Annotated in this window: 15 protein-coding genes; 5 read left to right on the plus strand and 10 right to left on the minus strand. The window is 72.1% G+C overall.

The window, feature by feature from the left end; all coding sequences use genetic code 11:
* Positions 1-22: 22 nt before the first annotated feature.
* The 3 genes from ABT170_RS05795 (at position 23) to ABT170_RS05805 (ending at position 4,391) form a co-directional block, all read left to right on the plus strand.
* A complete protein-coding gene (locus ABT170_RS05795) occupies positions 23-787 on the plus strand; it encodes an ABC transporter ATP-binding protein (protein WP_351864352.1) in 765 nt (254 codons plus the stop codon).
* Positions 784-3,639 (plus strand): FtsX-like permease family protein, encoded by a 2,856-nt coding sequence (locus ABT170_RS05800; protein ID WP_351864355.1) that lies wholly within the window; start codon positions 784-786, stop codon positions 3,637-3,639. The genes ABT170_RS05795 and ABT170_RS05800 overlap by 4 nt, the downstream gene beginning before the upstream one ends.
* Positions 3,640-3,842: 203 nt before the next feature.
* A complete protein-coding gene (locus ABT170_RS05805; protein WP_329944652.1) occupies positions 3,843-4,391 on the plus strand; it encodes a bacterial proteasome activator family protein in 549 nt (182 codons plus the stop codon).
* Positions 4,392-4,603: 212 nt separating this feature from the next.
* Here ABT170_RS05805 and ABT170_RS05810 read toward each other — a convergent pair whose 3' ends face one another.
* From ABT170_RS05810 to pdhA, 7 genes are all read right to left on the minus strand, one after another.
* Positions 4,604-5,593, minus strand: a complete 990-nt coding sequence (locus ABT170_RS05810) for an NAD(P)H-quinone oxidoreductase (RefSeq protein ID WP_329944653.1) — start codon at positions 5,591-5,593, stop codon at positions 4,604-4,606.
* Between the two features lie 70 nt (positions 5,594-5,663).
* A complete protein-coding gene (locus ABT170_RS05815; RefSeq protein ID WP_329944654.1) occupies positions 5,664-6,806 on the minus strand; it encodes a potassium channel family protein in 1,143 nt (380 codons plus the stop codon).
* Entirely contained in the window at positions 6,764-8,449 is a 1,686-nt protein-coding gene (locus ABT170_RS05820) for a molybdopterin molybdotransferase MoeA (RefSeq protein ID WP_351864360.1), read from the minus strand. Before ABT170_RS05820 ends, ABT170_RS05815 begins: the two co-directional genes overlap by 43 nt.
* The gene (locus tag ABT170_RS05825; protein WP_351864363.1) at positions 8,446-9,321 is read right to left on the minus strand and encodes an NTP transferase domain-containing protein; all 876 of its coding nucleotides are present in this window, start codon (positions 9,319-9,321) and stop codon (positions 8,446-8,448) included. Before ABT170_RS05825 ends, ABT170_RS05820 begins: the two co-directional genes overlap by 4 nt.
* A gap of 67 nt (positions 9,322-9,388) precedes the next feature.
* On the minus strand, positions 9,389-10,858 hold the full coding sequence (locus ABT170_RS05830) for a dihydrolipoamide acetyltransferase family protein (RefSeq protein WP_351864366.1): 1,470 nt from the start codon (positions 10,856-10,858) through the stop codon (positions 9,389-9,391).
* Positions 10,858-11,889 carry an alpha-ketoacid dehydrogenase subunit beta gene (locus ABT170_RS05835; protein ID WP_351864369.1) on the minus strand — a complete coding sequence of 344 codons (1,032 nt, stop codon included), beginning with the start codon at positions 11,887-11,889 and terminating at the stop codon, positions 10,858-10,860. Before ABT170_RS05835 ends, ABT170_RS05830 begins: the two co-directional genes overlap by 1 nt.
* The gene (pdhA, locus tag ABT170_RS05840) at positions 11,886-13,049 is read right to left on the minus strand and encodes a pyruvate dehydrogenase (acetyl-transferring) E1 component subunit alpha (RefSeq protein ID WP_329944659.1); all 1,164 of its coding nucleotides are present in this window, start codon (positions 13,047-13,049) and stop codon (positions 11,886-11,888) included. The genes ABT170_RS05835 and pdhA overlap by 4 nt, the downstream gene beginning before the upstream one ends.
* 212 nt (positions 13,050-13,261) lie before the next feature.
* Between pdhA and ABT170_RS05845 the strand changes: the two genes are divergently transcribed.
* Positions 13,262-13,783, plus strand: a complete 522-nt coding sequence (locus tag ABT170_RS05845; protein WP_329944660.1) for an Lrp/AsnC family transcriptional regulator — start codon at positions 13,262-13,264, stop codon at positions 13,781-13,783.
* A gap of 19 nt (positions 13,784-13,802) precedes the next feature.
* On the opposite strand, the gene ABT170_RS05850 is transcribed toward ABT170_RS05845, so the two are convergent.
* A complete protein-coding gene (locus ABT170_RS05850; RefSeq protein ID WP_329944661.1) occupies positions 13,803-14,399 on the minus strand; it encodes a TetR/AcrR family transcriptional regulator in 597 nt (198 codons plus the stop codon).
* 123 nt (positions 14,400-14,522) lie between these two features.
* Between ABT170_RS05850 and paaN the strand changes: the two genes are divergently transcribed.
* Positions 14,523-16,223 carry a phenylacetic acid degradation protein PaaN gene (gene paaN, locus ABT170_RS05855; protein WP_351864374.1) on the plus strand — a complete coding sequence of 567 codons (1,701 nt, stop codon included), beginning with the start codon at positions 14,523-14,525 and terminating at the stop codon, positions 16,221-16,223.
* A gap of 147 nt (positions 16,224-16,370) precedes the next feature.
* On the opposite strand, the gene ABT170_RS05860 is transcribed toward paaN, so the two are convergent.
* Positions 16,371-17,123: a TrmH family RNA methyltransferase gene (locus ABT170_RS05860; protein WP_351864377.1), complete on the minus strand. Its 753-nt coding sequence runs from the start codon at positions 17,121-17,123 to the stop codon at positions 16,371-16,373.
* Positions 17,120-18,517, minus strand: a complete 1,398-nt coding sequence (locus ABT170_RS05865) for an HTTM domain-containing protein (RefSeq protein WP_502970484.1) — start codon at positions 18,515-18,517, stop codon at positions 17,120-17,122. Before ABT170_RS05865 ends, ABT170_RS05860 begins: the two co-directional genes overlap by 4 nt.
* Between the last annotated feature and the right edge of the window lie 126 nt (positions 18,518-18,643).

Genomic DNA, 18,643 nt, shown 5'->3' on the forward strand with positions numbered 1-18,643 from the left:
TTCCTAGGGGGAACAACCCACCATGTCCTCGCCCGCCCCTTCTCCGTCCACCGGCCTGCCCGTGGACGAGCCCGTTCTCGAACTGCGGAAACTGACCCGCACCCACGGTTCCGGCATCGCCGAGGTGCACGCCCTGCGCGGCGTCAACCTCTCCGTGCACACGGGCGAACTGGTCGCCGTGATGGGCCCGTCCGGCTCCGGCAAGTCCACCCTGCTGACCCTGGCCGGAGGCCTCGACACCGCCACCGGCGGCCAGGTCGTCATCGAGGGCCAGGACATCGCCGCCCTGGGGCGCAAGGGCATGGCCGCCCTGCGCCGCCGCAGCGTCGGCTACGTCTTCCAGGACTACAACCTGATACCGGCCCTCACCGCCGCCGAGAACATCGCCCTGCCCCGCGAACTCGACGGAATCCCGCTCCGCAAGGCCCGCAAGGAAGCCCTCGCGGCGCTGGCCGAGATGAACCTCGCCGAGATAGCCGACCGCTTCCCGGACGAGATGTCCGGCGGCCAGCAACAGCGCGTCGCCATCGCCCGCGCCCTCGTCGGGGACCGGCGCCTGGTGCTGGCCGACGAGCCGACCGGAGCGCTCGACTCCGAGACCGGCGAGGCCGTCCTGGCCCTGTTGCGCAAACGCTGCGACGAGGGCGCGGCCGGGGTGATGGTGACCCATGAGCCCCGGTACGCCGCCTGGGCCGACCGGGTCGTGTTCCTCCGGGACGGCTCGATCGTCGACCAGACGCTGTCCTCCGGGGCCGACTCCCTGCTCGTCGCCGAGGCCGCCGAGTGAGCCTCTTCTCCGGATGGCGCGCCGCCCTCCGTATCGCCCGGCGCGACGCGATGCGGGCCAAGGGCCGCAGCGCCCTGGTGGTCGCGATGATCGCCCTGCCCGTCCTCGGCGTCACGGCCGCCGATGTGACGTACCGCAGCGCCACCCCGACCAGGGCCGAGGAGCTGACGGCCCTCATGGGCGCGGCTGACGCCCAGTACTCCGACCCGGGCCTGGGGAGGGTGCCCATCCAGCAGATGCCCGACCAGACCGCCTGGGACAGTGAGGACGAGGCGGCCGGACTGCGGCAGGGAGGGGAGCGGAAGCCGGTGGACGTACCGGCCACGTTCCCGAAGGGCTCACGGTTCCTCACCGAACGGTCCGTGCCCGCCTCCGTCACGACCGCCCACGGCATCACGAACACCGAGATCACCGAACTGCGCACCGCGGACCGGATGCTCCGCGGCAGGATCGAACTGGTCGACGGCGCGTTCCCGCACGGCAAGGGTGAGATCGCCGTCACCGAGGCGTTCCTGAAGTCGTCCGGCCTCCGCATCGGCTCCCGCCTCACCGTGCGCGGCCCCGACCTGGCGTACACCGTCACCGGTTCCGTGGAACTCCCCGACGCGCTGGGCAAGCAGACCCTGTACGCCGATCCGGGCGCCGTCATCGCCCCCTGGAAAGCCGCGGCCGACCGCGACGACAAGATCCTCCCGCCCAACCCGGACAGGACGGAGTGGCTGGTCCAGGGCCCGAAGGGCGCCGGGGTGACCTGGCCCGACGTGCTCGCCGCCAACGAGAAGGGCGTCCTGGTGCTGTCCCGCCGGCTCGTCCTCGACCCCCCGCCGGACTCCGAGATCCCGATGGCCTCGCGGATGAGCGGAAGAAGCGACGGCGGGCTGGTCATGAGCACGGCCGTCGTCACCGTCGTGGCCATGACGGTCCTGGAGATCGTGCTGCTGGCCGGGCCCGCGTTCGCCGTCGGCGCGCGCCGGTCGCGCAGGCAGCTCGGCCTCGTCGGTGCGTGCGGCGGCGACCGGAGTCAGGTCCGGGCCGTCGTGCTCGCCGGTGGTGTCGTGCTCGGCGGCGTCGGAACCGTGCTCGGGGTGCTGCTCGGACTCGGCCTGACGCTGGTGTTCCGCCCGCTGATCGAGGGCTACACCGGCAACCGCTTCGGCGGCCTGACCCTGCGCCCCGCGGAACTGCTGGCGATCGCCCTGCTCGGCCTGGTGACCGGCGTCCTCGCCGCACTCGTCCCGGCCGTCGTGGCCGGCCGCCAGTCGATACTGGAATCGCTCACCGGCCGTCGCGGCACCCGCCGGAGCTCCCGCGTGCTGCCCGTCCTCGGCTCCCTCATGCTGGCGGGCGGTGTCGCCATCGCCGTCTACGGGGGTGTCAGCGGTGAGACCCCCCTGGTCGCCGGTGGCTCGGTCGTCGCCGAACTGGGCGTGCTCGCCTGCATCCCGGTGATCATCGGCTTCCTCGGCCGGCTCGGCCGCAGGCTCCCGCTCACCCCGCGCATGGCGCTCCGTGACGCGGCACGCAACCGGGGACGCACCGCGCCCGCCGTCGCCGCCGTGATGGCCGCGGTGGCCGGCACGGTCGCCGTCGCCACGTACGCCTCCAGCTCCATGGCCGAGCAGGACTACGACTACTCCCCGGTCCTCACCAAGGGCACCTCCGCGCTCGTGGCCGAGGACCCCTCCGCGGCGAGGAAGCTCCCGGGCGCGCGGGCGGCCGTCGAGCGGAACATGCCCGTCAGCGGTGGCCGCTCCGACGTCGGACGGGTCTGGGCGGGCAGCGACTGCTACGTCTACTACCAGGAGGAGAACGGCTGCGGCACCCTCGAACTGATCAAGCCCACCGGCAAGGGCCACACCTGCCCCCTGAAGGGCCGGGGCGCCAAGGAGCTCGCCGCGCGGCTCTCCGCCGAGGAGCACAAACGGCTGACGACCTCCCCCGCCTGCATGGACGAGTACATGAACCTCACGTCCTTCGGCACCGACACCAACAAGATCGTCATCGGTGACGCCTCGCTGCTCAGCACGTACGTCAAGCTCGACGACCCCGCTGCCGCCAAGGCCCTGAAGGCGGGCGATCCCGTCCTGCTCAACCCGGCCTACGCGAAGAACGGTGAGATCACCCTCAGGGCCGTCCACACGTACAACCCCCGCGACAAGAAGAACCGCGCACTGCACCCCGGCAGGGCCCGGACCACCACGGACCGGCTGAAGGTGTACGTCGCGCCCGCGAAGTACACCGCGACGCCCGGCATCCGCGTGATCATGCCGCAGCGGACCGCGGAGCGGCTCGGTCTGCATACGCAGAGCCACGCAAGCGTGTACACGACCTCCCGCCCTCCGACGGAGGCGGAGAAACAGGCGACCTCGGCCGCGATCGACCAGGCCGGCGGCAACGCCCACGTCATCACGGAGAACGGTTCGTCCAGCCGGGAGGACGCGATCCTGCTGATCCTCGCCCTGTTCGCGGGCGTGGTGACCCTGGGTGCGGCGGCCATCACCACCGGCCTGGCCAAGGCCGACGCGGAGGCCGACCTCACCACCCTCGCGGCGGTCGGCGCGGCGCCGGGCGTACGACGCTCACTCTCGGGGTTCCAGTGCGTGGTGGTCGCGCTCACCGGGGTGCTGCTCGGCACGGCGGCGGGCATCGTGCCCGCGGTCGCACTGCGCCTGCTCGACCTGCGCGACGCGATGCGGCAGATGCGCCTGGAGCCGATGAACTCCGCGTACACACCGATCGTGCTGCCCTGGCTCACGATCGGGCTGCTCGCGGTGGTCGTACCCGTGCTGGCCGGGCTGCTGGCCGCCGGTCTCACCCGGTCACGGCTGACGCTGTCCCGGCGGGCGGGGTGAGCGGTTCACGGGCCGACCGCTGACCGGCTGACCGGCTGACCCGGTTGAGCTGCTTCGGCTCGTTGAGCCGCGTGGGCTCGTTGCGCCGCTGCGGCTCGGTTCACCAGCCGTTCCGGCTGTTCCGGTGCCCTCGGGGAGGGTGGATCATGCTTTCCCGGGGGCACCAGGGTGGTGTACGGCATGTGTGCGAGACAATGGGCCCCATGGAGATGCCGAGGAATGACCGGTCGCAGGAGCACCCCCAGGTCCTCGTGGTGGGACAGGACGGAATGGCTATCGGCGGCGGTGGCGGTGACGACGAGTCTCGCGAGGTCCCGGTGACGGAAATGGTCGAGCAGCCCGCCAAGGTCATGCGCATCGGCAGCATGATCAAGCAACTCCTGGAGGAGGTCCGGGCGGCTCCTCTCGACGAGGCGAGCCGGGTCAGGCTCAAGGAGATCCACGCCAGCTCCGTGAAGGAGCTGGAGGACGGGCTGGCCCCGGAGCTGGTGGAGGAGCTGGAGCGCCTCTCGCTGCCGTTCACCGAGGAGTCGATCCCCTCGGAGGCGGAGCTGAGGATCGCGCAGGCCCAGTTGGTGGGCTGGCTGGAGGGCCTCTTCCACGGCATCCAGACCGCTCTGTTCGCGCAGCAGATGGCGGCCCGCGCCCAGCTGGAGCAGATGCGCCGCGCCCTTCCGCCCGGCACGGGCCACGAGGACGAGGACGGCAGCGGGGACCCGCACGGAGCGATCCGCTCCGGCCCGTATCTGTAAACCGCCGGCCAGAAGCCGATCAGTACTGGACGGACCGGGCCCGGCACACACCTCGCTGTGTGCCGGGCCCGCTCGTGTGCCGGGCCCGCTCATGTGCGGGCCCGCTCGTGTGCCGGGCCCGCTCATGTGCGGGCCCGCTCGTGTGCGGCGGCGGCAGGCCCGGGTAGCTCAGGCGAGGACTCCTGACGAGGACCCGTACGCACAGCCGCGCGTCAGGCGGACACGGGAGCGAGCAGGAGCACCTTCCCGATGTGCGCGCTGGACTCCAGGACCCGGTGCGCCTCGGCGGCGTCCTCCATCGGCACCGTGCGGTCCACGATCGGCCGGACGACGCCTCTGCCGATCAGCGGCCACACGTGTTCGCGCACGGCGGCGACGATCGCGGCCTTCTCGCCGAGCGGGCGGCCCCGCAGGGAGGTGGCGGTGATGGCGGCCCGCTTGTTCAGCAGAGCGCTCAGATTCAGCTCTCCCTTGACCCCGCCCTGGAGACCGATGATCGCGAGCCGACCGTTCACGGCCAACGCCTTCACGTTCCGGTCCAGGTACTTCGCACCGACGATGTCCAGGATGACGTCCGCGCCCGCCCCGTCGGTCGCCCTGCGCAGCTCCTCGACGAAGTCCTGTTCGCGGTAGTCGATGAGGATGTCCGCCCCCAGCTCGGCACAGCGCGCCAGCTTCTCCGGACCGCCCGCCGTCACCGCGACGCGCGCGCCGACCGCCTTGGCGAGCTGAATGGCCATCGTGCCGATGCCACTGGATCCGCCGTGGATCAACAGGGTCTCGCCGGGCCGCAGATGGGCCACCATGAAGACGTTGGACCAGACCGTCGCGGTCACCTCGGGCAGCGCCGCGGCCATCGCCAGGTCCACACCGTCCGGTACGGGCAGCAGCTGGCCGGCCGGTACGGCGACCTTCTCCGCGTACCCGCCGCCCGCCAGCAGGCCGCAGACCTCGTCGCCGACCGACCATCCCGCGACCCCGGGACCGAGCGCCGTGATCCGGCCCGCACACTCCAGACCGGGGTAGGGGGAGGCGCCGGGCGGCGGGTTGTAGAAGCCCTGGCGCTGGAGCACATCGGCGCGGTTGACCGCGCTGGACACGACCTCGACGAGCACCTCGCCCTCGCCGGGTACGGGATCGGGCACCTCGGCCCACACGAGCGCCTCGGGGCCACCGGGTTCGGGGATAGTGATCGCATGCATGGCGGCGAGGCTACTCCGTGCGGCCCACGAGGTCCGTGACGGCAGGCGGAACGACCTGCCGGCCCCGTGGTCAGGGACGCTGCGGCGCCTGCGGCGGATTGTTCACCGGCGAGGTGGGGAGCGGACTCGCCCGCACGATGGTGATCAGCCGGTCCGTCAGCTGGAGGGGGCTGGCAGCCGGATCGTCGTAACCGAGCAGCCGGTGCCCGCGCAGCACGCTGACCACCAGGTCATCGGTCTCCCGGACGTTCTTGCCCACCTCGGCCTTTATCACCGGCCGCTCGACGAGGTCGAGACCGCTGCCCTGCTGGATCAGGTCCTCCATCACGGTGCCCGCGCTCGGGCTGAGGACGGAGAGACCGAGCAGCCGGCCCGCCGCACTGGCGCTGGTGATCACCGCATCGGCGCCGGACTGCCGCAGCAGCGGCGCGTTCTCCTCCTCGCGCACCGCGGCCACGATCTTCGCCCCGCGGTTGAGCTGGCGCGCCGTCAACGCGACCAGGACCGCCGTATCGTCGCGCTGGGTGGCGATGATGACCTGCCGTGCCTTGTGAAGCTCGGCCCGCAGCAGCACATCGCTTCTGGTCGCATCGCCGACCACACCGGTGAAGCCCTCGGCGTTGGCCGCCTCGATCACCTTCGACGCCGGGTCGACGATGACGATCTGGTCCTTCTTCAGGCCGGTGGTGCAGAGAGTCTGGATCGCCGAGCGGCCCTTCGTGCCGAAGCCGACGACGACAGTGTGGTCACGCAAGTTGGATCTCCAACGCTTCAGCCGGAAGTCCTCCCGGGTCCGTTCCGTGAGGACCTCAAGAGTGGTGCCGACCAGGATGATCAGGAAGAGCACGCGCAGCGGTGTCACCAGCACCACATTGGTCAGCCGGGCGCCGTCCCCGTACGGGGTGATGTCGCCGTAACCGGTGGTGGAGAGGGTGACGGTCGCGTAGTACACCGCGTCCAGCAGATCGACCTTGCCGTCGGCGTTGTCGTTGTAGCCGGCACGGTCGACCCAGACGATGAGCACCGTGGCGGCCAGCACCATCAACGCCATCATCAGCCGCTTGGCGACCTGCCGCGCCGGACCGTCGACGACCCTGCGCGGGAGCATCACCCGGGTGGGTACGACATGCTCCTCGGCGCGCCTGGCCATCGCGTCCTGGCCGGGAAGTTTCACGTGAAACACCCTTCCGTCCACGGCGTCGCCGAGGCCCACGGTAGATCGAGGATGTCCACCTCGGTGCCGGACCGTACCCCGCCCGGTGGCACAACGGCCAGCCCGTCCGCCCCGGCGACCCCGCGCAGCATCGCCGGACCGTTGTAGTGCAGGGGTACGACATAGTCCCGGCCGCCCGCACGGCCGACGCGATGGACAACCGGGACGAGCCGGGTGTCATGCGGGTGCCCGTGCACCTCGGCATGGACGAGCGCCCGGTACGGCTCCTGGGACAGCCTGCCCGCGATCCCTCCGAGCAGCGGCTCGGCGAGCGTGAGCAGGCCCGAGACGGCTGCCAGCGGATTGCCGGGAAGGCCGACCAGGTAGGGCCCGCCCGATGGCAGCCGGGCCAGCAGCATCGGATGGCCGGGGCGCACGGCGACCCCGTCGACCAGCAGCTCGGCGCCGAGCTCGGCGAGGACCGGGTGGACATGGTCGACCGGTCCCGCCGCGGTACCGCCGGTGGTGATGATCAGGTCGGCCCGTGACGTGGTCAGGGCCTGGCGCAGGGCGTTCGCATCGTCCCCGAGGCGGCGGGGTTCGGACACCTCGGCTCCCGCCGCACGGAGCCAGGGGCCGAGCATGGGGCCGAGCGCGTCACGGATCAGGCCGTCGTGCGGGAGGCCCGAGGTGAGCAGTTCGTCGCCGAGGACGAGGACGTCGACGCTCGGTCTGGCCACCGCGGCCAGCGCGTCGTACCCGGCCGCCGCGGCGAGGCCGAGCACTGCCGGGGTCACCAGCGTTCCGGCGGGCAGCAGCTGGTCCCCGGACCGGCACTCCTGCCCCCGGGGCCTGATGTCCTGTCCCGGAACGACGTCCCGCCGGGCGTGCAGCAGCCCTTTCGCCTCGTCGGCGTGAGCGTGCTCGCTGCGGATGACGGCCGTGGCGTCGGCCGGGATGCGCGCACCGGTGGCGATCCGCACCGCCCGGCCGTCGGGCAGCGGCGCGGGCGCACCGCGTCCGGCGAGCAGCCCCTCGTCCTTCCGGAAGCCCCATGGCCCCGGCCCCGCGACGGCCCAGCCGTCCATGGCCGAGGTGTCGAAGGACGGCAGGTCGGTGAGCGCGCCGAGGGCCTCGGCGAGTACGTACCCGAGGGCCCGGTCGAGGGGGACCCGCAGCGCGGCCACGGGTGAGGTCCGCCCGGCACGAGCGGCGATGCTCCGGGCCTGGTCCCAGGGGGTGTCTCCGGCCCTGTGCGCACGAGGGAGGCGGGCGGGGGAGGCCCGGTCCCCGGCAGAATCGGCCCGGCCCCCGGCGGAGGCACCGGCAGGGGCACCGGAGGCCGACGCCGGGGAGGGGGAGGCGTACGGCGAGGGGGAGGGAGAGGAGTACGGGGAAGCGGCCGGGGCGGGGGCCGGAGGACCTTGGGGGTGCGTGGAGTGCCGCCCCGAGGACCGCGCGGAGGACCGGCCGGGAGACTGGGCAGAGGCATGGCCCGGATGCTGGTCGGCGAACCGGCCCGGTGACTGGTCGGACCGGCCCTGCTGTCTGCCGGGCGACTGGGCCGGGTCCGACGGGCGGGGCGCTTCGTGTGCCTGGTGGGCGACCAGCGCCAGGGCCTGTTCCACGGCTCGCTCCTCCTCGTCCGTCTCCGGAGAGACATAGGGGGAGTCGCCACCGGCCCCGGGGCCGCGGTCGGTCATGGTGTTCCGGCCCCGTCGGCGCCGCCCGTCTCGTCCTCCCACCGCAGGGCGAGCGCGACCGCCTTGCGCGCGGCCTCCGCGACCGCCTCGGCGGCGCCTTCGGGACCGGCGTCGTCGGCCGCCTTCGCTGCCGCGTACCCGACGAGGAACGTCGTGAGCGGCGCGGCGGGCCGCGCGACACCGTGCGCGGCATCACGGGCGAGGTCGAGCAGGACGCCGGTGTCGACGTCGAGGTCGATGCCCAGTTCGGTCTTGACTGCGGTGATCCATTCGTCCAGCACGGTCCCATGCTCCCTGATGCGGGCCCTGGCTTCGGCGATGTCCTCCCAAGTGTCGCAGTCGAACGAGGCGAGGGGACCGGCCGCGACCCGGGCCAGTTCCAGCTCGGCCGTCAGCAGCCGCAGCGGGAGTCCGGCGAGACTGCCGTGCTCGGTGGCGATGAGTGCCAGCTCCCGGCGCAGCGGCTCGCCCCGGTAGGCGGCGACCAGCGGCTGGTCGCGCCCGTCCGGGTCCGTGCACAGGGCGCCTTCCCTGCCGTCCTCCCCGGCGGCGGCCAGCAGGGCTTCGACGGTGCCCACCCCCAGGAACGGCAGGTCGGCGGAGAGTACGAGAACTCTCTCCGCCGACGTGTGGCGCACTCCCGCCCCGAGCGCCGCCAGCGGGCCACCGCCCGACGGCACTTCGCGCGCCCAGGTCACGGGCCTTCCGGTGGGCCTGCGGCTCCCCACCACGACGGTGGTGCGGGCCCCTGCGCAGGCCGCGAGAACCCGGTCGAGCAACGCCCGGCCACCGACCCGGACCCCCGGCTTGTCGGCTCCGCCGAGCCGCTTGGCGGCTCCTCCGGCAAGGACGATCACGTCATAGGCGGTCATGCGTCGAGTATGGGTGCCGGCCACCGCCCCCGGTCCCTCCGGGGGCGGGCGCCTGCCTGATGTTCCGCTACAGCGTGCGCAGCAGCACCGCCGGTTGCTCCACGCAGTCGGCCACGTACCGCAGGAACCCGCCCGCCGTGCCGCCGTCACAGACCCGGTGGTCGAAGGTGAGCGAGAGCTGGACGACCTGGCGTACGGCCAGTTCACCGTTGTGCACCCATGGCTTGGCCATGATCCGGCCGACGCCGAGCATGGCTGCCTCCGGGTGGTTGATGATCGGCGTCGATCCGTCGACCCCGAACACCCCGTAGTTGTTCAGCGTGAAGGTGCCGCCGGTCAGCTGGGCCGGGGTGAGCGCCCCCGTCCTGGCCGCCTCGGTCAGCCGGGCGATCTCGCCGCCGAGCGACTCCACGTTCCGTGTGTGCGCGTCCCGTACGACCGGGACGACCAGACCGCGCTGGGTCTGGGCCGCGAACCCGAGGTGGACGCCGGGCAGCCGCACGATCTCCCTCGCGGCCAGGTCCACCGTTGAGTTGAGCTCGGGGAACCGGGCCAGCGCCGCCGTGCAGATCCTGGCCAGCAGGGCGAGGACCGACACCTTGGGCCCGGCGGACGGCCCGTCCGCGGCGTTCATCGCGGCCCTGGCGGCCATCAGCTCGGTGGCATCCGCGTCCACCCAGCACGTGGCGTCGGGGATCTCGCTCCGGCTGCGCGACAGCTTGTCCGCGACCGCACCCCGGACCCCGCGCAGCGCGATCCGCTCACCCGCCGGGCCCGCCGCGGCCCGAGCCGCGGGTGCCGCGGGTGCCGCGGCCCCGGCCCCCACCGCATCCGCCGCGGTGACCGCGTCCGCCACCGCCCTGATCGCGGATTCCACATCGGCACGCAGGATCAGCCCGTCCGGACCCGACCCCGTCAACTGCCGCAGATCGAGATCGTGCTGCCGTGCCAGCTTCCGTACGAGCGGCGAAACCACCGCCACCGGGCCCGACGACACCTGGCCGGTGCTCTCTGCGGGACCTACAGGAGAGGCGGGAGCAGCGGCAGCAGCAGACGCAGCGAGAGCGACGGCAGCGGCGGGAGCGGCGGCCGGAACAGCGACGGGCGCGGGCTCGGACGCCGTGACGACCGGCATCCGCTCGGGCCGGATCCGCCGACGCCGTGCCGCGGGAGCACCCGTCCCGTAGCCCACCAGCACATTGCCCGAGGACTCCGACTTCGGCTCCGCCGTCCGGGACGACCCCGCCGCCCCACCCGTATCGGCCGCCCCCTGTGCGTCCGCTTCCCCCGCCGAACCGACAGCGACGGTCAACAGCGGTGAGCCGACCGGAAGTTCCGTACCCTCCTCGCCGAACCGGGCCGTCACCACGCCCCCGTAGGGACATGGCACCTCCACCATCGCCTTGGCCGTCTCGACCTCGACGACCGGCTGGTCGATGGCGACGACATCGCCGACCTCCACCAGCCAGCGCACGATCTCCGCCTCGGTCAGGCCCTCGCCGAGGTCCGGCAGCTTGAATTCGAGCACCTGCGGCATCAGCCCTCCGCCTCCCACTGCAGCCGGGCCACCGCGTCGAGCACGCGGTCCACGCCCGGCAGATGGTGCCGTTCCACCATGGGTGGCGGATACGGAATGTCGAACCCGGCCACCCTCAGCACCGGAGCCTCCAGATGGTGGAAGCACCGCTCGGTGATCCGGGCCGCGATCTCCCCACCGGGGCCACCGAAGCCGGTGGACTCATGGACGACCACCGCACGCCCGGTCCGTCGCACGGACGCGGCCACCGTCGCGTCGTCGAACGGCACCAGCGAGCGCAGATCGACGACTTCGAGGTCCCAGCCCTCGGCGACGGCCGCTTCCGCCGCCTCCATGCAGACCGGGAGCGAGGGCCCGTAGGTGATCAGGGTGGCGCTCCGCCCCGGACGGCGGACCACGGCCCGGCCGATCGGTTCGACCGCCGCGGGAGCATCGGGCGACCAGTCCGCCTTGGACCAGTAGAGCCGCTTGGGCTCCAGAAAGACCACCGGATCGTCGGAGGCGATCGAGGCGCGCAGCAGCCCGTACGCGTCCTCGACCGTGGCCGGTGTGACGACGTGGAGGCCGGGCGTGGCCATGTAGTACGCCTCCGAGGAGTCGCTGTGGTGCTCGACCCCGCCGATCCCCCCGCCGTACGGGATACGGACCGTGATGGGCAGCGGCATGGCGCCCCCGGTGCGGTTACGCATCTTGGCGACATGGCTGAACAGCTGCTCCAGCGCCGGGTAGGCGAACGCGTCGAACTGCATCTCCACCACGGGCCGCAGCCCGTACATCGCCATACCGACCGCCGCCCCGAGGATGCCCGCCTCGGCCAGCGGCGTGTCCGTACAGCGGTCGTCGCCGAACTCCCTGGCCAGGCCATCGGTGATGCGGAAGACCCCGCCGAGGGTGCCCACGTCCTCGCCGAGGACGTGCACGGCCGGATCCTCGGCCATCGAGTCGCGCAGCGCCCGTCCGAGGGCCTGCGCCATGGTGGCCGGCCTGGCCTTCGCCGTCCGCGCACCGGTCGTCGCCGCAGCGGTGGTCATCGTCCGTCCTCCGCACCGTGTTCGCCGTGCCGTTCCTGTTCGGCCTCCAGCTCGGCCCGCAGACCGGCCGCCTGCTCCCGCAGCTGGCCGGTCCGTTCCGCGTAGACATGGGTGAACAGGTCCATCGGGTCGAGCACCGGGTCGGCGTTCATCCGCTCGCGCAGCGCGGTCGCCATCCGCTCCGCCGCCTCCCGCGCTTCCTCGATTCGGTCCTCGTCGAGCAGTCCGCGCCCGGTCAGCTCCCGCTCCAGGAGCGTGACGGGGTCGTGCGCCCGCCACACCTCGACATCGCTGTCGGTGCGGTACCGGGTCGCGTCATCGGCGTTCGTATGGGCGTCCATGCGGTAGGTGACGGCCTCGACCAGCGTGGGCCCCTCACCGCGCCTGGCCCGTGCGACCGCTTCGCCGAGCACCTCGTGCATCGCCGCCGCGTCGTTGCCGTCGACCAGCCGGCCCGGCATCCCGTACCCGACCGCCTTGTGGGCGAGGGAGGGTGCGGCGGTCTGCTTGGCCAGGGGGACGGAGATGGCGAAGCCGTTGTTCTGCACGAGGAAGACGACCGGGGCCCGCCAGACCGCCGCGAAGTTCAGCGCCTCGTGGAAGTCGCCCTCGCTGGTGCCGCCGTCGCCCACCATGGCGAGGGCCACGACGTCGTCGCCCTTGAGCCGCGCCGCGTGCGCCAGGCCCACGGCATGCGGCAGCTGGGTGGCGAGCGGGGTGCACAGCGGGGCGATGCGGTGCTCACGCGGGTCGTAGCCGGTATGCCGGTCGCCGCGCAGCAGGGTCAGCGCCTCGACCGGGTCGAGACCGCGCGCCACGGCCGCGAGGGTGTCGCGGTAGCTGGGAAAGAGCCAGTCGCGCTCCTCCAGCACGAGCGCGGCGGCGATCTCGCAGGCCTCCTGCCCCGTGCTCGACGGATAGACGGCGAGCCGGCCCTGCTTGGTCAGGGCCGTGGCCTGCGCGTTGTACCGGCGGCCTCGGACCAGCTCGGCGTAGAGCCGCAGCATCAGCTCGGGGTCCGCGTCGGCTGCCGCGTCCGTACCGAGCACCCGGTACGGCTCGGGGTCCGGGAGCAGCGGCGCGGGGTCGGTGAGCGGTTTCCAGGCCGGGGGCGGCGTGGGCCGGTAGGCGGCCGCACCGGGCAGCTCCTGGACCGTCATGAGAAGCACCTCCTGGGCATCGAGGGAGATCGAGGGGTGTCGAAATATGTCGAGATGTCGAGGGGCGGGCGAGGCACGGGTGTGGCGTGTCTCACCTACCGATTGTTCGGTCGTGAGGGCATTTTGGCTACAGGCACCGCCAGCCTGTGGACAAACGGTTCTCCACAGCCTGGGATGGGGACAGGTCGTCCACCAGAGGGAGGCACGGGCAGATGGCAGCTGAACAAATGGCCGACAGGAGCGACGATCCCGGCCAGGTTCCGCCCGCGCGACCGCTGGACGCCATCGACCGGGACATCCTCCGCATCCTGCAGACGGACGGCCGCGCCTCGATACGGTCGGTGGCCGAGCGCGTGCATGTCTCACGCGCCAACGCGTACGCCCGGATCAACCGGCTGGTCGAGGACGGCGTCATCCGGGGCTTCGGCGCACGGATCGACCACGAGCGGGCGGGGCAGGGCGCCTCCGCGTACATCACGCTCAAGATCGTCCAGAATTCCTGGCGCACGGTGCGCGAGCAGCTTCAGGCGCTGCCGGGAGCCACGCACATCGCCCTGGTCAGCGGCGACTTCGATGTACTGCTGCTGGTACACACCCCGGACAACCGCGCCCTGCGCGAACTGGTCCTCACCCGGATCCAGTCCATCCCCGAAGTCCTCTCGACCCGGACCCTGCTGGTGTTCGAGGAGACGGACCTCGGCCCGCGCCCGGAGCGGCCCCCGGAACTGTCCTGACCGGCTCGGCGTCGGGCTCTCAGCGGCCGGCCGACCGCATCCCCTCGAAGGCCAGCTGGACGACCGTGTCCGCGAGCTGGTCCTCGCCCGGGAAGCCGCCCGGCTGGGGCCGGTACCACTCGACCAGCGAGTTCACCATGCCGAAGATCAGCCGGGTCGCCAGCCGTATGTCCACGTCGGCACGGAGATCACCGTCGGCCACGGCCGCCTTGAGCAGCTCGGACACCCGCTGGTCGAACTCGCGCCGCCGCTCCAGGGCCCAGCGCTCCGTCTTGGTGTTGCCCCGCACGCGCAGCAGCAGCGTGACATAGGGGAGCTCCGCCATCAGCACCCCGACCGTGCGGCGCGTGACGTATTCGACCCGCTCGATCGCGCGCCCCCGCGCGGCCCCCGGCTCGTCGAGGATCTGGAAGAGCCCGTCGAGCGCGCGGCTCACGGCTCGCCGCAGCAGCTCCTCCTTGCCCGCCACATGGTGGTAGATGGACGACTTGGAGATGCCCGCCGCCTTGGAGAGGTGCTCCATGGACGTACCGTCGTACCCGCGCTCGTTGAAGACACGAACGGCGACGGTGAGCAGAGTCTCCGGGGTGTACGTGTCCCGCTTGGCCGTGGTCATGACCGCGATCCTCCCCCATGAGTTGTCCACAGGTTTCCTGGGGCCCCTTGTACCGACCGATCGTTCGGTTACTCTAACTCCGTCCGTACCTCCCTGCCCGGCTCGATGAGGAGTTGGTCCGTCATGGCCGCCGAGCTCACCCCCCAGCAGCTGTCCGAGACCCACCGGCCCACGCTCGACCGGGCCCTCGACGCGATCCGCACCCGTGACTACTGGTCCCCGCACCCCGAGCACCCGAAGGCGTACGGCGAGGGCGGCGCCCCGGGGAGCCTGGGAGCGGCGGAGGGCAAGGCGGCGTTCGACGCGGTGCTGCACACCCGGCTCGATCTCGGCCAGCCGGGCACGGACGGCTGGACGGGCGGTGAGACCTCGCCGTACGGGCCGGAGCTCGGCGTCGAGTATCCGCACGTCGACCCGGACGTCCTGCTCCCGGCCATGAAGGCCGGCATGGGCGCCTGGCGGACTGCGGGGCCCGAGACCAGGGCCCTGGTGTGTCTGGAGATCCTGTCCCGCGTCAGCGCCCGCACCCATGAGCTGGCCCACGCCGTGATGCACACCAGCGGGCAGGCGTTCATGATGGCGTTCCAGGCGGGCGGCCCACACGCCCAGGACCGTGGACTGGAGGCGGTGGCGTACGCCTACCAGGAACAGACCCGCACCCCGCTGACGGCCGACTGGTCCAAGCCGCAGGGCAAGCGCGACCCGCTCCGGCTGCACAAGTCGTTCACCGCGGCGGGACGCGGCATCTCGCTGCTGATCGGCTGCAACACCTTCCCCACCTGGAACGGCTATCCCGGCCTCTTCGCCTCCCTCGCCACCGGAAACCCGGTCCTGGTAAAGCCGCATCCGCGCGCGGTTCTCCCGCTGGCGCTCACGGTGCGGCTGGCCCGCGAGGTGCTCGCCGAGGCGGGCTTCGACCCGAATCTGGTCGCCCTCGCCACCGAGCGGCCGGGCGAGGGCATCGCCAAGACCCTGGCGGTCCGTCCCGAGATCAAGATCATCGACTACACCGGCTCCACCGCCTTCGGCGACTGGCTGGAGGCCAACGCCCGGCAGGCCCAGGTCTACACGGAGAAGGCCGGGGTCAACACGATCGTCGTCGACTCCACCGACGACTACCGCGGCATGCTCGCCAACCTGGCGTTCTCGCTCTCCCTGTACAGCGGCCAGATGTGCACCACCCCGCAGAATCTGCTGATCCCCCGCGACGGCATCACGACGGACGCCGGGGCCAAGTCGTACGACGACGTCGTCGCCGATGTCGCCGCCTCCGTCACCGGGCTCCTCGGGGACGACGCGCGGGCCGCCGCGCTGCTCGGTGCCCTGGTCAACCCGGAGGTGAAGGCGCGCGTCGAGGCGGCGTCGGACCTGGGCGAGGTCGCCCTGCCCTCCCGGACGGTCGCCAACCCCGAATTCCCGGACGCGGCGGTCCGTACGCCGGTCATCGTCAAGCTCGACGGCAGCAAGCCGGACGACGACGCGGCCTATCTGTCGGAGTGCTTCGGCCCGGTGTCCTTCGCCGTGGCGGTCGCCTCGACAGCGGACGCCGTGGACCTGCTCCGGCGCACCATCCGCGACAAGGGCGCCATGACGGTCGGCGCCTACACCACGTCCCCGGAGGTGGAGCGAGCGGTGGAGGACGCCTGCTTCGAGGAGTCGGCCCAGCTCTCGCTGAATCTGACCGGCGGGGTGTACGTCAACCAGACCGCGGCCTTCTCCGACTTCCACGGCTCGGGCGGCAACCCGGCGGCGAACGCCGCCCTGTGCGACGGGGCCTTCGTGTCCAACCGTTTCCGTGTGGTGGAGGTCCGCCGCCAGGCGTGATCACCGGTCCGAGGCCCCGCGCCCCCGGTCCGGGGCCTCGGACCGGGGGCGCGGGGCCTCGGACCGCCCAGCCCCTCGGAGTCCGAGCCCCGCGACCACTCGGCCCTTCGGAGCCCCGGCCCCGCGGCCACTGGGTCCCTCAGAGCCTCAGCCGCGGGGGTCCGGAACGTCCGCGTACCGCTGCACCCACGCATGCATCGCGATGGCCGCCGCGGCACCGGCGTTGATCGACCGGGTGGAGCCGAACTGCGCGATGGAGCACACCATCGTCGCGTGGTTCCGCGCCTCCTCCGTGAGCCCCGGCCCCTCCTGTCCGAACAGCAGCACACAGCGCCGCGGCAGCTCGGTCCGCTCCAGCGGCACGGCCCCGGGGAGGTTGTCGATCCCGATGATCGGCAGCCCCTCGGCAGCCGCCCACGCGGTCAGGTCCGCCGTGTCGGGGTGATGCCGGACATGCTGGTAGCGGTCGGTGACCATGGCTCCGCGCCGGTTCCAGCGGCGCCGCCCCACAATGTGGATCTCCTTGGCGAGGAAGGCGTTCGCGGTCCGCACCACCGAGCCGATGTTGAAGTCGTGGCCCCAGTTCTCCACCGCCACGTGGAAGTCGTGCCGCCGCAGATCGAGATCGGCGACGATCGCCTCCCGCGTCCAGTAGCGGTACTCATCACCGACATTGCGCCGGTCACCGTGGGCGAGCAGTTCGGGGTCGTACCGCTCGCCCACCGGCCACGGCAGAGGATGCGGCCCGACGCCGATCCCGGTCCCGTACCCGTCGTCGTACTGGAGGGGTTCCGTTTCCGGTTCCGCTTCCGGTTTCGGGGAAGGTTCGGGGGCCGCCGCCGACGGCTCGGGGGCCGCCGCCGCGTTGGGCTCTTCTGTTCTGCCGGTCTCGCTGCTCACCCGACGAGCGTATGGCCCCCACCGGCACCGCGCTGCGGGGCCTCCTCCGTACCGGCGCGATCGGTGCCCGGCCTGCCGGGCACCCGGCCGGAGTCAACAGAAGCACCCGGGCCGCCCGCCACGCGCGGCAGGCGGGAGAACAGCCGCTCCCGTCCGAGCGCCACCCGCCCGCCCAGCCACACCAGGAAGACGGTCGGCAGGAAGACGGCGTCCGCGGCGATCATCGCCATCGAGAAGAACGGCAGCCCGAGCAGGAGGGCGATTCCGGCGTGCTCACAGATCATCGCGACCAGCAGTACGTTCTTGACCCGCCGGTTGAACAGGGTGAAGGGGAAGGCGACCTGGACGATGACCGTGCCGTACGTCAGCGCCATCACCATCACACCGTTGGAGGCGAGGATGTCCGACAGAGCGGGCCAGGGCGTGAAGTAGTCGAGCTGGAGCGGGTAGTGGAGCGCCGTGCCGTCCTGCCAGCGCGACCCCTGGATCTTGTACCAGCCGGCGGTCGCGTAGATCAGACAGACCTCGGCCATGATCACGGCGAGGGTGGCGTTGTGGATGAGATTGGCCAGGACATCGAGCAGGGTCCGCGGTTCACCGTGCGGCGCAAAGCGGTTGGCGGCCCACCACGCGGCACTGCTCAGCCAGATCACCCACAGCAGAACGGGCAGCCACCAGGTTCCCCCGAGGCCGTCCGTCAGCGTGGCGAAGAGCAGGACCGGGCCGAGGACCGCCCACAGAACCGGACCCACCACGTCGCGTACCGGCGCGAGCCCGTTCACGGCGCGCTCCGCGTTCCGTACGGCGTTCCGCTTCGCGCGCCGGGCATCCAGCGACCAGACCTGGGCACAGCGCGTCAGGACCAGATAGATCGCCATCAGGTGGATGACGTTGTCCCCGCCGTCACCCATGAAAATGCTGCGGTTCTGCACGGAGAGCACGCCGGCCATGAAGAGGACGGACGCGGTCCGGGTACGCCAGCCGAGCAGCAGGGCTGCGGCGGACAGCAGCGTGAGGACGTACACGGCCTCGAACCAGAGCGCGCTGTCCGACCACATGAGTACGGAGAAGGCTTCGTTGTTCGCTATGAGCTGCCGGGCCATGTCCCAGTGCCACGGGCTGTCGGGGCCGTAGAGCTCATGGCGGTGAGGCAGTTCGCGCAGCAGGAACAGCAGGTACGTGGCCGAGAAACCGATCCGGATCACGGCGCTCTGGTACGGGCCCAGGGCCGACGCGGTGACACGCTGGATACCGCGGGCGAGACCGTTTCCGGCTTTCTGGCCGAGCGCGGGAGCGGGGGCCGGGCCGCGGCCCGCAGGAATCGGTCCGGGATTCGAGCCGGGAGTCCGGCCGGGATCCGAGCTGGGATTCGCGCCGGCAATCGGTCCGGGAATCGCGCCGGGAATCGGTCCGGGAGCCGGTCCGGGAGTCCCGGGATTCCGGCGGGAGGCCGAAGAGGCCTGCCGGGGGGACACAAGGTCCTGGCCCGGGTTCGGAGGGTTCTGGCCGGGGAAACCGGC

The organism is Streptomyces sp. NPDC001787 (assembly GCF_040297465.1).
Lineage (GTDB): Bacteria > Actinomycetota > Actinomycetes > Streptomycetales > Streptomycetaceae > Streptomyces.

Coding starts and splice junctions, on each gene's coding strand:
- ABT170_RS05795 (WP_351864352.1), top strand. CDS start 23: ATGTCCTCGCCCGCCCCTTCTCCGTCCACCGGCCTGCCCGTGGACGAG.
- ABT170_RS05805 (WP_329944652.1), top strand. CDS start 3,843: ATGGAGATGCCGAGGAATGACCGGTCGCAGGAGCACCCCCAGGTCCTC.
- ABT170_RS05810 (WP_329944653.1), bottom strand. CDS start 5,593: ATGCATGCGATCACTATCCCCGAACCCGGTGGCCCCGAGGCGCTCGTG.
- ABT170_RS05820 (WP_351864360.1), bottom strand. CDS start 8,449: ATGACCGACCGCGGCCCCGGGGCCGGTGGCGACTCCCCCTATGTCTCT.
- ABT170_RS05825 (WP_351864363.1), bottom strand. CDS start 9,321: ATGACCGCCTATGACGTGATCGTCCTTGCCGGAGGAGCCGCCAAGCGG.
- ABT170_RS05830 (WP_351864366.1), bottom strand. CDS start 10,858: ATGCCGCAGGTGCTCGAATTCAAGCTGCCGGACCTCGGCGAGGGCCTG.
- ABT170_RS05835 (WP_351864369.1), bottom strand. CDS start 11,889: ATGACCACCGCTGCGGCGACGACCGGTGCGCGGACGGCGAAGGCCAGG.
- pdhA (WP_329944659.1), bottom strand. CDS start 13,049: ATGACGGTCCAGGAGCTGCCCGGTGCGGCCGCCTACCGGCCCACGCCG.
- ABT170_RS05845 (WP_329944660.1), top strand. CDS start 13,262: ATGGCAGCTGAACAAATGGCCGACAGGAGCGACGATCCCGGCCAGGTT.
- ABT170_RS05850 (WP_329944661.1), bottom strand. CDS start 14,399: ATGACCACGGCCAAGCGGGACACGTACACCCCGGAGACTCTGCTCACC.
- paaN (WP_351864374.1), top strand. CDS start 14,523: ATGGCCGCCGAGCTCACCCCCCAGCAGCTGTCCGAGACCCACCGGCCC.